This is a genomic window from Streptomyces sp. So13.3, from assembly GCF_005860785.2.
GTDB lineage: Bacteria > Actinomycetota > Actinomycetes > Streptomycetales > Streptomycetaceae > Actinacidiphila > Actinacidiphila fildesensis.
In genome coordinates this window covers 3,431,337-3,445,929 of sequence record NZ_CP048835.1, presented here as the reverse complement: position 1 = coordinate 3,445,929, position 14,593 = coordinate 3,431,337, and the positions used below count along the sequence as shown (strand labels likewise).

General features: G+C 66.2%; 12 protein-coding genes. 11 read left to right on the top strand and 1 reads right to left on the bottom strand.

All coding sequences use genetic code 11. The annotated features are described in order from the left end of the window. Positions 1–3 precede the first annotated feature (3 nt). The 4 genes from C8250_RS15655 to C8250_RS15640 all read left to right on the top strand — a co-directional run bounded on the left by C8250_RS15655 (position 4) and on the right by C8250_RS15640 (position 6,928). A complete protein-coding gene (locus tag C8250_RS15655; RefSeq protein WP_138356377.1) occupies positions 4–3,081 on the top strand; it encodes an HsdR family type I site-specific deoxyribonuclease in 3,078 nt (1,025 codons plus the stop codon). Between the two features lie 1,088 nt (positions 3,082–4,169). Beyond that, a complete protein-coding gene (locus C8250_RS15650) occupies positions 4,170–4,415 on the top strand; it encodes a hypothetical protein (RefSeq protein ID WP_138356378.1) in 246 nt (81 codons plus the stop codon). Between the two features lie 41 nt (positions 4,416–4,456). After that, on the top strand, positions 4,457–5,704 hold the full coding sequence (locus C8250_RS15645) for a hypothetical protein (protein WP_244809156.1): 1,248 nt from the start codon (positions 4,457–4,459) through the stop codon (positions 5,702–5,704). A 207-nt stretch (positions 5,705–5,911) separates the two neighbouring features. Then, the gene (locus tag C8250_RS15640) at positions 5,912–6,928 is read left to right on the top strand and encodes an NAD-dependent epimerase/dehydratase family protein (RefSeq protein WP_138356379.1); all 1,017 of its coding nucleotides are present in this window, start codon (positions 5,912–5,914) and stop codon (positions 6,926–6,928) included. Between the two features lie 6 nt (positions 6,929–6,934). On the opposite strand, the gene C8250_RS15635 is transcribed toward C8250_RS15640, so the two are convergent. Further along, positions 6,935–7,957, bottom strand: coding sequence for a DNA-binding protein (locus tag C8250_RS15635; protein ID WP_239150469.1), 1,023 nt, complete (start codon positions 7,955–7,957; stop codon positions 6,935–6,937). A 570-nt stretch (positions 7,958–8,527) separates the two neighbouring features. On the opposite strand from C8250_RS15635, the gene C8250_RS15630 reads away from it, so the two are divergent. From C8250_RS15630 to C8250_RS15600, 7 genes are all read left to right on the top strand, one after another. After that, the gene (locus C8250_RS15630) at positions 8,528–9,019 is read left to right on the top strand and encodes an ATP-binding protein (protein ID WP_164297188.1); all 492 of its coding nucleotides are present in this window, start codon (positions 8,528–8,530) and stop codon (positions 9,017–9,019) included. After that, positions 9,016–9,609, top strand: a complete 594-nt coding sequence (locus C8250_RS15625; RefSeq protein ID WP_138356382.1) for a hypothetical protein — start codon at positions 9,016–9,018, stop codon at positions 9,607–9,609. Before C8250_RS15630 ends, C8250_RS15625 begins: the two co-directional genes overlap by 4 nt. A 401-nt stretch (positions 9,610–10,010) precedes the next feature. Continuing rightward, positions 10,011–10,814 (top strand): Scr1 family TA system antitoxin-like transcriptional regulator, encoded by an 804-nt coding sequence (locus C8250_RS15620; protein WP_187144856.1) that lies wholly within the window; start codon positions 10,011–10,013, stop codon positions 10,812–10,814. A gap of 363 nt (positions 10,815–11,177) precedes the next feature. Then, positions 11,178–12,362 (top strand): radical SAM protein, encoded by a 1,185-nt coding sequence (locus tag C8250_RS15615; protein ID WP_138356384.1) that lies wholly within the window; start codon positions 11,178–11,180, stop codon positions 12,360–12,362. Beyond that, positions 12,359–12,973: a 3'-5' exonuclease gene (locus C8250_RS15610; protein WP_138356385.1), complete on the top strand. Its 615-nt coding sequence runs from the start codon at positions 12,359–12,361 to the stop codon at positions 12,971–12,973. The genes C8250_RS15615 and C8250_RS15610 overlap by 4 nt, the downstream gene beginning before the upstream one ends. After that, a complete protein-coding gene (locus tag C8250_RS15605; protein ID WP_138356386.1) occupies positions 12,967–13,566 on the top strand; it encodes an AAA family ATPase in 600 nt (199 codons plus the stop codon). Before C8250_RS15610 ends, C8250_RS15605 begins: the two co-directional genes overlap by 7 nt. After that, complete coding sequence (locus C8250_RS15600) at positions 13,563–14,354, top strand: aldo/keto reductase (RefSeq protein WP_138356387.1); 792 nt, start codon at positions 13,563–13,565, stop codon at positions 14,352–14,354. The genes C8250_RS15605 and C8250_RS15600 overlap by 4 nt, the downstream gene beginning before the upstream one ends. The last annotated feature ends 239 nt before the right edge of the window (positions 14,355–14,593 follow it).

The window sequence follows — 14,593 nt, the reverse complement described above, 5'->3', positions numbered from 1 at the left end:
GCCGTGGCAAAGGGCATACGGGAGCGCGAGTTCCAGAACTCCATGATCCAGTGGTCCCTCCCAATGGGATGGAGCTTCAAAGCGGGCAGGTCGCTGCCGCGTGAGACGACACAAACGGTGCTCGCTGGCCAGCTGCGGGACGCCATCGTCCGGCTCAACCCTGAGGTGATCGACGGGTTCGACGTGGACGCCGTTGTTGAGGGGATCACCGCCATGGTCAACGCCGTCGACGGCGGGCTGGTGCGAGCCAATGAGCAGGTGCTGGAGCTGCTGCGCGGGCACAAGGAGTTCCGGGGCTCCGACGGCGTGTGGCACGCCTTGAAGGTCATCGATTTCGAGCACCCGACCGCCAACACCCTGGTCGTGTCGGATGAAGTGACTATCACCATCCCAGGGAAGACCCCCCGCCGGTTTGATCTCGTGTACTGGGCCAATGGCCTGCCCCTCGTTGTCGTAGAGGTGAAGTCACCGACCTCTAAGTCAGGGTGGGCCGACGCCGCACGCGAGATCAACGACGTGTACGCCACCGAATATCCGTGGTTCTTCACCCCCAATGTCTTCGCTGTCGCCTCCGACGGACTGAAGCTGCGGTTCGGTGCCGCTGGTGCGCCCTTAAACCTGTGGCAGCCGTTCCGATCCACTGACGACGACGAGAACCTGGCCGGGCAGGCCGACGTACAGCGCTCCGTCGAGCTGCTGCTCAACCCGGCCACCGTCCTGGACATGCTCGCCAACTTCGCTCTCTTCGACACCTCTGGAGGCGGGGCGGACAAGAAGTACCTGCCCCGCTACCCACAGATGGAGGCCGCCCATCTGATCCACAGGCGGGTCCTGGCCGACGGCAAGAAGGGTCTGGTCTGGCACCACCAAGGCAGCGGCAAGACGCTCCTGATGGTGTTCGCTGCTTCACTGTTGCTGGCAGACACCCGCACCGAGTCGCCCACGATCATCTTGCTCTCGGACCGAACCCAGCTCGTGCGGCAAACCTCCGGGGTATTCACCTCCGCGATGGGCGACGCCTACTTCCACCAGCCCTCCACCAGCGCGAAGTTGCGTTCTCTGCTGGCTGACGATGTGCGCGGCGTCATCTCCACGACCGTCCACAAGTTCGCCGACGCCGGCAAGAACCTGTCGACCCGCCGCAACATCATCGTGCTGGTCGATGAGGCACACCGCACCCAGTCATCCGAAGAAGAGTCCCTGGCCGGGCAGATGCGCGCAGCATTGCCGCACGCGAAGTTCTTCGGCATGACCGGCACACCCATCAGGAACCTCGCAACCAACACCTTCGCCCTATTTGGCGAGGAGACCGACCCGAACAGGGTGCTGCACCGGTATTCGGTTTCCCGGTCTCTGCAAGACGAGGCAACCGTCCCGGTCATGCTGGACCCGCACCCGGTCACCTTCGAGATGAACGACCGGGCACTACAGGCGGAATTCGACCAGTTCGCCGACGAATTCGACCTCGACGACCCTGACCGTGAAACCTTGTCCCGCAAGTTCGGGCGCCTCACCTCAGTGTTCGCCAACCCTGAACGCATCCACACGGTCTGCCAGGACATCGTGGACCACTATCTGGCCGGTACCTATCGCAACGGCCTCAAGGCGCAGGTCGTCGCCTACAACCGTGAGCTGGCCGTGGCATACACGAACAAGATCAACGAGCTGCTGGCCGGCTTCGAGGCGTCGCAGGTACTCGCCGAGGTCGGCAAGCACGATCGGATCGCCGCAGAGGTGAATATCCACGTCTCGGACGCCAAGACCGAGGAAGCGGCCATGCGGCCGTACCGGCTCTCGGAGGTCGACGAGGAGGATCAGAAGCGGCGATTCCTCACCCCGAATGACCCGCTGTGCTTCCTGGTCGTGACGGCCAAGCTGATGACTGGGTTCGATGCTCCCAACGAGGGCGTCCTCTACCTGGACAAGCCGCTAAAGGCTCACAACCTGTTCCAGACAATCACCCGCCCGAACCGCACTTGGGTGTCCCCGGCCGGATTCGTGAAGACCACCGGCGTAGTCGTGGACTACATCAGCCTGGCCGAAGAGGTCCAGCGTGCCGTCGTCGACCCCACCTCGGAAGGGTCCGCCGGCAAGGGCGGTGGGTTCGTTACCGACCTGACCGACCTGGTCGCCGAGTTCCGCACCACCTTCGCCTGCATCGAAGACCTCCTCGCAGACGTGGACGGCCTCGATCTCACGGCACACGGATACGAATCCGTACGTGTCATCAACAGTTTCCTGGACGCCAACCCTGACGCCGCCGAGGTCTTCAGTACGAGCTACCGGCTTCTGGCCCGCCTGTACCCACTCATCAACACGGACAAGCGGGTCGCCAAGTACCAGGACGGGTTCGGGCTCTTCGGTTCTGCATACACGACCCTGTTCAAGAAGTCTTCCGACGAGGAAAGGAAGGAGCGACTGGGCGAGCTGGGGCCGATGGTCCTGGAGATAATCAACGCCCACGTCCACTCATTCTCGGTAGCTGCCTCCCAGGAAGAAGCCCTCGTCCTGGATGCCCAGGGCATCACGATCCTCAAGGAGTTGCTGGCCCTCGTCCGTCCCAAGCCCGACAAGGACGACAGCGAGGACAAGAGGCCGCCGTCTGCGGCAGAGATCCTGGACCACATCAAGGCTGCCCTCGAGAAAGGCGTCGAACCGGGGTCCGCGAAGTACACCGCCCTGGCAGAGCGGATCAGGCAGCTGCGAGATCGGATCATCCAGAACGCACAGGACGCCCTAGAGTTCCTGGCCGAAGCACTCCGGGTCGCCCGTGCCATCGTGAATGCCGAGAAGCACCCCGACGAAGCCGTGGTACTGGACGACGACCACGTGGGTGTCCTGTCACGGATCATCCACGACCACGCGCCGCCCGGTCTCACCGTCACGGAGCAAAACCTGGCCCAAGAGATCGACCAGGTAGTCAAGCGCACCCTTGCCCAGTCATGGGACAACGCTGAGGCTCGCAACCGCGGCGTCCGCCGTGCCACCGCCGCAGTCTTCCGCCGGTACATGTTGAAGCCGGTGGGCGAACCGTACGGCTCCACCGTCGCCTACGTCGAAGCCCACTACCTCGTCGACTGACAGTGCGATGAGACCCGGCAGCCGTGCCGGTTGCCGGGCTCATAGTGCAGGGGGCTGCAGGCTGGGAGAAGCACTGTTTCTCAGAATGAGGCGGGCGCGTAGAAGGCGCCTGCTCTGTTCCCGGCGTCTCACCGCCTGCGACGATGCAGCTGGCAACGCCCCAATGACGACGGCACCTGGCGACGGCAGACCTGGTGGCCGGCCGTCGACGGCGCCTACTACTTCGACGATGACGGGGAACAGCAACTCCCCCCCGCACTACCCGCCTCATTCCATGCGGCACACATGCGCCTCGCGGCTCGTCCAGAAGTGAGTCTCCCTCTACGAGGTCCTGCACCTCCTCGGCCACGAGAGCTTCCAGACCACTCAGTGCTATGCCCACCTGCAACCGGATACGCATAAGGCCGTCCTCCGAGCATGGGAGCGGATGGGAACCTCGCTCCCCGTCACACGTGATCATCCTTCGTCCCTGTCCGTGTAGGACGGGGACGAAGACGTTGTATCAGCGGGGCGAGGCCCGGACCACGGGCTTCGGCCGGTCGACTGGTGATGAGAAAGTACCCTGACGCCACCGGCGGTGAACGGTCACGACCGAGCGACGCAGACCCTTGGCTCGTACGGATGATCTCTCTGGCCTGCGCTACGCGTCGTCGGCGCTCCCGACCCGCCCGTCGTCGTCATCAGCGCTGGCGTCCAGCCCCATCTCCTCGACCTCCTCGGCCTTGAACCGACGAATCCCGCCTGGTCAGGGACCTGAACGACTACCCGCGGCGCACCATGGGCCGTCCGGGGAGCGTTGACGGCATAGCCCACCCCAGCGGTCGCGCACGCCCGCGTAGGTGCGCATCCTTCCCTCAGCGTCGGTGGGTGTACGGAGGATGACCAAGTGGCCACCGGAGGCACGTGACCTGTGGCAAGCTCATCTCCCTGGAGGAGAGGGACTGATGACCCGATACCAATGCGGATCGTGCTCGTATCAGAGCGACCATCTCGGCGAGGCTCAACAGCACTCGCACCAGACGGGCCACATTTGCATCGGCAAGGGCGGTGCCGAGCCAGCCGAAGGTAAGTTCGGCAAAGCCAGGGTCGTGGCTAAGGTCGGCGCCAGCGTTCTGGCCGCCACGACCATCGGGGTCCTCGCCTGGAAGTACAAGGGGCTTCAGGAAGAGCACGAGGAGTGCCAGACGAAGCACGAGGGGCTTCTGTCCATGGCTGCGGGACTGGTCGTGCAGTTGGCGGAGTCGACGGCGGAGAACGACTACCTGAAGTCCGAGAACGACTACCTGAAGTCGGCCACCGGTGCCTCGAAGACGCTCAAGAGCTACGACTGCTGAGTGAGGGCTGCGGGTAGGGCCACTGATGGACGGTCGCCCCGGTGCTCCATTCGAAGCGCAGCGCGGGATGCCCGAAAGTCGACGAGGCCGCTCGAACCTTGGTGGCGATTAGCTGGCATTCGGCCGCTGCGATGAGGGATCGTTGCCTCCTGGTGATTGACGACGACTCTGCGGTTGGCGACGGTGGTGAGCCGACGGAGCCTGCCAAGCCTCGGTCGCCCTATAGCGAGCGACCCGTCGCACGTGCCCGGCGGGCGAAGGCACAGGAACTGATCGAGCGGCTCGTTGCCGAGGGGCGCTTCCGGATCGCTGATCCGGACGACGATGAGGTCGCGGAGTGGCGACGCGTCGTAAATTACGCGAAGCACCACGGCCTGGAGCCGGCGGGCAAACGCATCGAGAAGGTCCCCTATGGCGGGCCGGGGCTGGAGCTGTTCCTTGCGGAGGGCCCTCATCCCAATGCGCGGAACCAACGGCCGAAGGCGGCCGGAAAGCTGATTCCAGTCCCCGCACGGTTGGGCCATCTGCATCCGGTGGTGGCTGCGCTCAAAGATGACGAGAGCCGGCTGGTGATGCCGTCTGCACTGCGCCGCAGGTCGCTTCTGCTGCTACAAGGTCTTGCGGCAGAGGCGGTGCGGCGAGGGTATGAGGTCCGGAAGGCACGGTCGTCCTACTCCATGCGTGAGGGCGGAGTAGACATTGCGGTCGACGCATTCGCATACACCGTCTCTGTCAGGCAGGAGTTCCCGGAGTCGACGAACCCGGAGCGGTCCGCTCGTCTCGTTGTAGAGCTTGCCCGCGGTCTGACCGACAGGCCCGGTCGCTGGCGGGATCGGAAGAGCAGGACACTTGAAGAGGCTCTGGGCGTGATCCTTGGAGAGATCGAGGCGCGAACTGCGGAGGACATCCAGCGTCAGCAGGATGAAGAGCGAGGCAGGGCAGAACGCGAGGTTCGGTGGCAGGCGGCTTTGGACGTGGCAAAGGAAGAAGCTGTTCGCAAGCAACTTGCCCAGGTGCTGCGTGAAGAGGTCTGGGGGTGGCAAGAAGCGGCTGCCCTCAACGCGTACTGCACAGCGCTGGAACACCGCATTCAGGAACTGGATGGCACGGCGGACGCGTCGGCACTGGACTCAGCGCGACGGTGGTTGGAATGGGCAAGAGCATATGCAAGGTCGATGGATCCCTTGAGCGAACTTCCAGGCATGCCCCGCACGCGTGAACCCACGTCGGAGGAGCTTGAACCGCACCTCAAGGAATGGAGCTCCCACAGACCGGAATGGCGTGGTTGAGGGTGATGCGTGCTTGTTCGACCGCGCTCACGGGCGGTGCGATGGCCGCCGAAACGGGAAGGAGTCCATTAGTTATGGGCCGTTCCGAGCCAGCCTGCGCCGTGGCGGAGGCACGGCACCGCCTTCGTCCGCGCTGTCGGCGGCTCCGGCCTCACAGTGGACTGGTCTGGACACGGTCGCGGCCGACTCGCGAGAGGATCTGATGCCATGAGGCTTCTGGTGTTGGGTGGTACGTGGTTCTTGGGGAAGTGCGTGGTGGAGCAGGCTCTCGCCCGCGGCTGGGCGGTGACGACGTTCAATCGGGGGCGCTCCGGCGTGGATGTGCCGGGGGTCACGGCAGTGCGCGGTGACAGGGCGTTTCCCGAGGATCTCTCCAGGCTTGCCAGGCAAGGCGACTGGGATGCCGTGATCGACACTTCCAGTTCAGATCTCCCTCCACAGGATGTGCTCGTCGCGACCCGCGCCCTCGCTGGGCGAGCCGCGCGCTGGGTCCACCTGTCCACAGTGTCGGTTTACGCCGGGTGGCCCCATCGTCCGCTCAGGGAAGACTCCGCGCTCCTGGACTGCCCGGCTGACGCGGACGAAACTTTCGGGTACACCGGTGCGGACGGCTCGCCCACCAAGTACGGATTTCAGAAGGCCGGCGGCGAGCGCGCCGTGGTGGAGACGTTCGGCGACCAGGCGGTGCTGCTGCGGCCCGGAGTGATTCTCGGGCCGGGGGAGTATGTCGGTCGATTGCCCTGGTGGTTGAACCGTGCCCGGTGTGGTGGTCGCGTTCTCGCCCCGGCACCGCCAGAGCGCCACATGCAGCCCGTGGATGTCCGCGATGTGGCACGGTTCGCATTGGATCAGGCGGCAGCGTCAAACGGCGGCGCCTACAACGTCACTCACCCCGAGGGCATCACCTTCGAAGGCTTCCTGCAAGCTTGCATGGCGGTTACCGAGAGCCACGGGACGCTGGTTTGGGCGCAGCCGGAACTTCTTGTTCAGTACGAAGTGAAGCAGTGGACTGAACTGCCGCTGTGGCGTACCCACGGCGGGGTGTGGGCAGTGGATTCCTCTCGTGCCGTTGCGAGCGGTCTGCGCTGCCGGCCGGTCAGCGAGACGGTCGCGGAGACCTGGACCTGGATCCAGGCTGCAGGACGTCCCGTCAACCATCCGAGATGGGCGGAGCACGGGATCGACCCGGACAAGGAGTCAAGAATCCTGGCGTCGCTTCGCTGAGACGGATCAGCCTTCCAACGCAGCGATCGGGAGCGCACCAACGCCGAGTTGAAGCTGGGTCGACTGCCGCGCGAAATCCTCGATCCGCTCGCCCAATTCGGCCGCCAGTGGAGCCGTACGGTACCGGTCTCCCGTCAGTCCAAGCCGGACTCGCGCGGTGCGGACGAGTAGACCGGTCACGCGTTGGTCCCTCGGAACTGCCCAGACTGCCTCAAGGGCTGCTGCCGCACCGTCGAGGTCGCCGCGCAGGAGACGCGCCGATGCCAGGTCGGCTGAGGCTCCCCCGACGATTGGAGCCGAGCGGTGTCGTGCGGGCTTGCTGGCGGCGAGTTCCAAAGCCCTTTGGGCCGCTGTCTCAGCCTGTTCGCCGTCGCCGAGCAGCAGGCAAGTGGAGCCATTGGACATCGCCAGGCGTTCCAGGCTGAAGCCGAATTCGCCGCCGATGTCGTCGTGTAGGAGGTCGGTGGCGCCCTGGCCATCTTCAACCGAGGCGTCCAGGGCCCGCTGCGCTGCGGGGACATCGCGGAGGTGCCCGTACGCGCGGGCTTCGATCGCCGAGAGACGGCGGTGGGCGACTGCGCCAAGTCCACGGAAACTCTGGGCCCGGCGGGCGAGCCGGGCCGCTTGAGCGGGTTGACCGGAGAAGTAGGCGATATAGGCGAGGGCACCACCGGCGAACGCGCGCAGTGGATCGAACCGGGCGGTTTCTCCGTACAAAGCGGCCGAACGCGCAAGTCGCGTAGCCCCGTCGAGGAACCCCAGGTCAAAGGCGGCGGAGGAGAGGAGGGCGCATGCCTGGCCAGCCACAAGCAGCAACTCCTGTTGCTGAGCGGGTACCTGAGTCCGGTCGCGCAGGTGTTCCGCCGCCTCGCGCAGCTCCCGCGCCTTCCGGAAGACCTCGAACGCCGAGTGGCTGTTGTACTGGCCGGCGAGCTTGGCTACGTCCTCGCGTAGTTGGTCGAGGGTGGTATCGGAAATGGAGGCCGCTGCCGCGGCTCCGGCCTCGTTCTGCACGTCACGAGCGGTCATGTCGATCTCGTCTTCCAGGTGGAACGCGGGTGCAAGTCCTTCTGTGGAGGGGGGTAGCGCAAACAGGGCGGAGGCGTCGACTCCGAATAGGGCTTCCAGGACACGGCAAGTGTCCGGGCCTGGTAGTCCTGCGATTTTGCCAGCTGTCCAGCGCCGGAATTGTGACTCGCTGATCGTCGGATTTTTGGCGGATCCCTTGGTCAAGATCCGATCCGCCGTGCTGCGGAACCTGGTGGCGAAATCTGTGTACCGCCACTGCTTTTGATCCACCAAGACCTTCAACAGGGTCCTCGGTGCGTCACCCACATCGGCCTCCAGCTGTTCGATCGTCGAGCACCATCAACCTGCTCGCGCGACTTCCCTTGCATGAAGGGGATACCGCCAAGCGGAAGCCTGGCAAGACCGATTCCACACAAGCCACTTCGACGCTACCCGCGTGCCACCTTTGCCACTCGAATGGCACCCAGATGACACCTGCGGCGACATGGCGATGCGCCCCGAAAGGGCTGCACGCTGATCGCCACCGAAGAACCGCTTCGTGCGGACCGGGCGATGTGGAAGGTGGAACTGATGATCGAGGCAACGACACGGCCGGACGTCTCGGTCCTGGGCACCGGCGCCTGGAGCGCGGCCTCATCTATCGGCCAGGTAGACATTGCGATGGACGAGGCGACTCCGTGGGGGGCGCTGGTCTCATTCCCACGCGAGGAACGCTGGGTTGGTCATGTGCGGCGGTTGGGAGCCGCGCATCTGCGGCTCTGGGACTTGCGGTTCCTGCAGAGCAGGGTGGAGCTGTTGATCTCCGAGATTGTCACCAACACGATTGAGCACGGCGATGGCGGAGGAATCGTCTTCGCCCTTTGGTATTTCGAGGACGCGCACGAGATCCGGATGGACGTCAGCGACGGTAGCCCTTGCCGTGCGGTGGTCTTGGAGCCGGATGACGATTGTGAATCCGGGCGAGGCATGTTGCTCGTGGAGGCTCTGGCCGATCGCTGGGGGATCAGCACGGATGGTCTGCACATGCGGTGCGCCATCGCGGTTGAGGGCGGCGACCAGTGACCACGCCCCTGATCGCCGACCAGAGCCCGCGGCGCCCCGGGGCCTCCCTCGCCACGAAGCGGAGCCCGGTTCCAGAGGCGGAACAACACCTGAACGTCGAAGAGCTCAAGCGACTGCTGGCGGGGATGTACAAATGGCAGGCCGCCGACCCAAGCTTCGGCCAGGCCGCCGGCGCGTGCGATGCCGAAGCGCCCGGCTCCGGAAGCACCAGCGTCGTCCACGCGAACGATCTGGCCAGCGCAGCACGGCCACCAGACCTGCTCCTGCTGGACGGAAACACGGAGCTGGAGTGCGTCCTCGTCCCCCGCGCCACACCCCTGGATGCCGAAGAGGTTCGCCTGCTGATCCTGCTTCTGCGCAGTCACAGCATGAAACTGGCCGCCACCTTGGGCCAATGGGGCGGCACCCCTCTGGCTCTGGAGGCGGTGGTGATCCAGGCCGCCGACCGCCTGCAGGAGATGAACCAGGTCGGCGCCTCGGTCACACCGGAGCGCTACGTGCACGCCCTGGCACAGGAGACGACACAGCTCCTGGACTGCCTCCCCAGCACACCGGCGGTCGCCACGGCCGATTTACCGAACGGGCAATGACATGTCCCGTCACCGGAACACCCCGATCCGCCGGTTCATCGAGCGCCGCGCCGCCGCCCTCAAACGGAACCGAACCGCAGTGACGATCACGCTCCTGCTGCCCGCACCAGCGCTCTGGCTTCTGGTCGGCCTACCCCGCCCCTTCTCGTAAGGCCCCTGAACTGCCGCGCCCCCTGGCAGTGTCCCCTGACCTGCCAGGGGGTGCGGCTCCACTTCCGCCGAACCGAACACCACAGGGACCCAGCGCATCGACCGCGAGCCTCCGAGGAGTACGAACCACCATGGGCCAGCCACACGAGAGCCGGCGTTCCTCCGCTCCACGCCTGGACCAGGTAGGAGCACGTCCGGTGTCCAGCCTCCTCGCGAAGCGCGTCGACAGGACCCCGGCAGCCGTGGGCCTTGTGATCGGCGCCTACCTGGAAAGCCTGCGCCGGTCCAAGAACCTCGGCCTGGCGCAGGCAGCCAGCAGGATCGGGATGTCCGGAAACCGACTGAACCGCATCGAAGCCGGCCTTCCCCCGCTCCGCGACGACGAACTGAAGGACCTGCTGGATGTGTACCGGACCGTCTGTCCACCGCCGGAACGGGACGGCACACGGCGGCTGCTGGAGACTGCTGACGCGTGCAGTTGGGACGGATGCCGAGATGCGGGGCCTGGGTGGGTGGCCCGGCTCCGCGCATGCGAACAGGCCGCCGGCAGCCTCCGTATATGCACCCATGCGGTGCCGGGCATCTTCCAGACCTCTGCTTACGCGCTGGCGTATCAAAGGGCCCTTCCGCAGCGCCCGCTCCGCGCCTCCCGCATCGCAGCAACCCAGCGCGCCTTGCCTGTCGGCCACGGCAAGCACGTCACCGTCTACCTCGATCAGCGCGTCCTCACGCTGGCATACGGCGGGCCGGCCACGATGGCTCAACAGCTCGCCCACCTGCTGAGTGTCGCCCAACGAGGCGATGCAGAGATCTTGATCGTGCCCTACGAGGCAGCGGTTCTCGGACCTTCCGCACCCCTGTCGATGCTGGAACTCCACGGACAGGCGCTCCTCATCGAGGAGTCCTTCGCCGCGGTGTACTCCACCGGCGACGACGCAGCCCGGTGCTGCCGCCAGTATCTGGAGCCCGCTGCCGACGGGGCTCACACCGCCGCCCGCAGTCTGGACCTGCTCGACGCCGCCCAGCGCGCCTTCCAGTGGGAGAGCACCCGATGAACCCCGTCGCTGTCCTGTATGGCCGCCCGCCCCGAGCCCGGACGGCATCATGAGCTGCCTCCTGCTGCGTCTGGCCCTCCACATGGCGGCCAACGCGGTGGCGCGGCGGCGCCCTGCAACGCCGACGGAGCCGTTGCTGCAGCGCCTGATCGCCTTCGAGAACCAGCTCGCACATGTGCCGCAACCACCCTTCGCCTGCGGCGCCCCGAGAGCCGCAGAACCCCAGATCGCCGGTCCCGCCTGCAGGAGAACCCCGGCTCCCCCGCTGATGGATCCCTGGGCGGGCCCGGTGCCAGACCCTTCTGACCGGCTCGGGCGAACATCCACCGTCCCGAGCACCAGACCCAGACGAAGGACGATGCCATGACGCACGCTGACGCCTCACCGAAACGGCGCCCGCTGCCGCTGCTCTCCGACACGCAACGGGCGGACCTCAAGCCAGACCTGGCCGACCCGGTCGAGTACCGCAAGAGCGGCCTATCGCTGAATCACGTGGTGGGCTGCCCCCTGGAGTGCGGGTATTGCGTACGGCACCTGTACGCCAACTTCGGCATGAAGGCACCACGCGCGCTCATGAGCGACACCGAAGCCGTCCAGGCCCTCGTCGCCCACCCGTACTTCCGCCCGCACATCACGCCGTTGCAGCTGTTCAACAAGGCGACCGATCCGATGTTGCCGGTCGTCAAGCAGCACACGTTCAACACCCTGCGGCTGCTTGACGAGCGGGGCCTGACCAATCACGTCCTGGTCATCACCCGCTGGCGGGTCGAAAAGGCGGACTGCGCGATCCTCAACACGTTCCGCAACATCAAACTGACGGTGCTAGTGACCCACTCGAACATCCAGCACGCGGGCATCGAGCCCGTTGACTCGAAGATCGCCGCCGACAGTCTGCGCACCTTATACGCCCACGCCCAGAACTACCGCACGATTCTGTACTGGCGCCCGATCGTGCCCGGTCTCAACGACTCATACGCTGATATCGCCTACGCGCGGGATCTGGCCGAGCACGCCCACGCCACCGTCTACACCGGGCTGTTCTTCCGCGACGAGATGGCCGCCTACTACCGCGAACAGGGCCTGCCCGAGCCCTACGAGGACACCGCCCGCCGCAAGATCATGCCCGAAGGATCCGAAGCAAGGATCCTGGCCGCCTTCCACCAGCCCACCGACACCCACGCCCCATGGGGGCAGCTGTTCCGTAAAACCTCCTGCGCGGTCGCCTCCGTCCACGGTCTGGCGGACTACAACGGGCACTACGGCATCCGCGAACTGTGCGACATCTGCCCCCTGGCCCAACTCCAACTGTGCAAGGACACCTGGCAGGCCCCGGACCTGAACGAGATCACCCAACAAGCGCGTGCCCTGGGCGCGATTGGCCCCGTTGAGATCACCGACCGGGCGATTCTGGTCGAGGGCCTGGACGAGCACCCGCGTTACTTCCTCCAGCACGGGCACGGCTACCAGGTCCACGACCGCCGCCACCCCCACCACCCCCGACGGCACGGCCGAGCGGACATCGGCTGGCCGCAGAAAGCCACCCCGTGAACCCACACTCCTGGCCCGCACCGCTGCTCGTCATCGACGTCGAAGGCAACGGCTCCCAGCCCCCGGACCTCGTCGAGGTTGCTCTCCTCCCGATCACCAACGGCACCGTGCACGCTGACCAGCGACGCGAGTGGCTGATCCGCCCGCCGGCCCCGATCCCGGCGCACATCGTCCGCATCCACGGCATCACCAACGAATCCCTGGCCGGCAAGCCCGCCTGGCCAGAGATCGCCGACGAGATCCGGGGGGCCCTGGACGGCGCCTGGATCGTCGCCCACAACGCATCGGTGGAGTACAACGCCCTCACCCGGCTCCTGCCCGGATGGCAGCCGGCCGGAGTCATCGACACCCTGCGGCTGGCCCGCAAGACCTACCCCGAAGCCGGAAAGCACGGCCTCGACCCCCTCATCGAGTACCTGCACCTGCCCGTGGCCGACATCCCCGGCCAGCGCCACCGCGCCGGATACGACGCGCACGCCACCGGCCTGCTCCTGCTCGACCTCGCCGCCCACCACGACACCTGGGACGAGCTGACCGCCATCGCCGTCCCCGACAATATGCCGGGCCATCAGCCCGCACCGCCCGCCTATCAGGAGGAACACCTGTGGTAGCCGCATCGCCCATACGCATCGCTGTCTCCGGCACCCACTCGACCGGCAAGACCACCCTGCTCAAACGGCTGGAGATGGAGGTGCGAGCTCAAGGCTTCACCGTCGCCCGCACCCACGGCAGCCTCGCCAAGAAGGCCGCCGAACTCGGCTTCCCCAAGATGCGGGACCAGACCGCAACCACCACCCAGTGGCTGATCGCAGCGGGCATGTGCGCGGAACTCGAAGCCACTCTCACAGCCGACGTGGTCCTGGTCGACCGCAGCGCCTTCGATCCCCTGGCCTACTTCCTCGCAGGACTGCAACAGCGCCAGGAGCACCTCGACGACGCCAACCGCGACCTGTTGACCTCACTGGTAGCCACCCACTCGGCCGGCTATACCCTGCTGCTGGCCACCGCCCTCGATCCCACGGTTCCGCTGGGCAACCACCGCGACCGCGATCTGAATTTCCGCACCAGCGTCGACCAACACCTCCACCAGCTACTCGCCACCACCGGCACGCCGCATCTGGTGGTCGCCAACACCGACGCGTGCCACGACCAGGCCCGCACCGCGGTCTTGGCGGCCGCGCGCAACCTGACAGCCGCCGCATGAGCCGCCAGAACCCGCCCGGGGGAGCGATCAGGCTCGCGGGGAAACGCGTCTCCCGCGTCGGGCTGGGCACCATGCGCCTGACCGGCGCCGGCACCTGGGGGCCGCCCCGCGACGCGGACGCCGCAATCCGCGTGCTCCGCGAAGCCGTCGGCGTCCACGGCATCAGCCACATCGACACCGCCGACTCCTACGGACCGCACACCGTCGAGGAACTCATCCGCCGCGCCCTGCGCCCCTACCCGCCGCACCTGCTGATCGCCACGAAGGTCGGCATGGTGCGCCCCGGGCCCGACCGGTGGGTGCCCTTGGGCAGACCGGAGTATCTGCGGGCCGCCGTCGAAGCCAGCCTGCGCCGCCTCGCGACGGGCCGTCTGGAGCTGTGCTATCTCCACCGCATCGACCCCATGGTTCCCCTCACGGAACAGGTCGGAGAACTGGGCTTGCTCCAACAGGAAGGGAAGATCGGCCACATCGGATTGTCCAAGGTAGCTGTGGAGCAGATCCGAGCGGCATCAGCCGAGATCCAGGTCGCCGCCGTGCAAAACGTTCTCAATCGGGACGAGCCGGATGATCCCGCGGTGGACTACTGCCGCGTCCAGAAGATCCCGTACGTCCCCTATCGGCCCTTGAACGCTGGCGCACTCGCCAGCCCAGCGACCGGCCCAGGCGAAGCAGTGCGATGGCTGTTGTCGCAGGGCGATCACATCGCCCCTATCCCGGGAACCAGCGCCCCGGACCATCTGCGCGACCTCGTCGAATCACTTCGCCCCTTCGCTCTCCACGGCTAACGAACGTCGCACCCGACCGTGCGCCACTCACGGAGCGGGGGCCGGAATAGCACCGCGCTCGCCCCGGCCCTCACCGCTGGCTGATCCTCTCCCTCTGATCGTTTGCCAGGCCCAGAAGCGCGCGATTGCCTCGGTGCGGATGGCTCCGCCCTCGGGGGCTTGAAACCTCTTCGGAAGGGATCGATCTCGCCCGGGTGAAATCGCACAGCGATTAAGGGTGGGTTGCCCAGTCCCGCCAG

Bases quoted from the DNA above. Each gene is read 5' to 3' on its own strand.
- C8250_RS15640 (WP_138356379.1), top strand. From the start codon at position 5,912: ATGAGGCTTCTGGTGTTGGGTGGTACGTGGTTCTTGGGGAAGTGCGTG.
- C8250_RS15635 (WP_239150469.1), bottom strand. From the start codon at position 7,957: ATGACCGCTCGTGACGTGCAGAACGAGGCCGGAGCCGCGGCAGCGGCC.
- C8250_RS15630 (WP_164297188.1), top strand. From the start codon at position 8,528: ATGATCGAGGCAACGACACGGCCGGACGTCTCGGTCCTGGGCACCGGC.
- C8250_RS15615 (WP_138356384.1), top strand. From the start codon at position 11,178: ATGACGCACGCTGACGCCTCACCGAAACGGCGCCCGCTGCCGCTGCTC.
- C8250_RS15600 (WP_138356387.1), top strand. From the start codon at position 13,563: ATGAGCCGCCAGAACCCGCCCGGGGGAGCGATCAGGCTCGCGGGGAAA.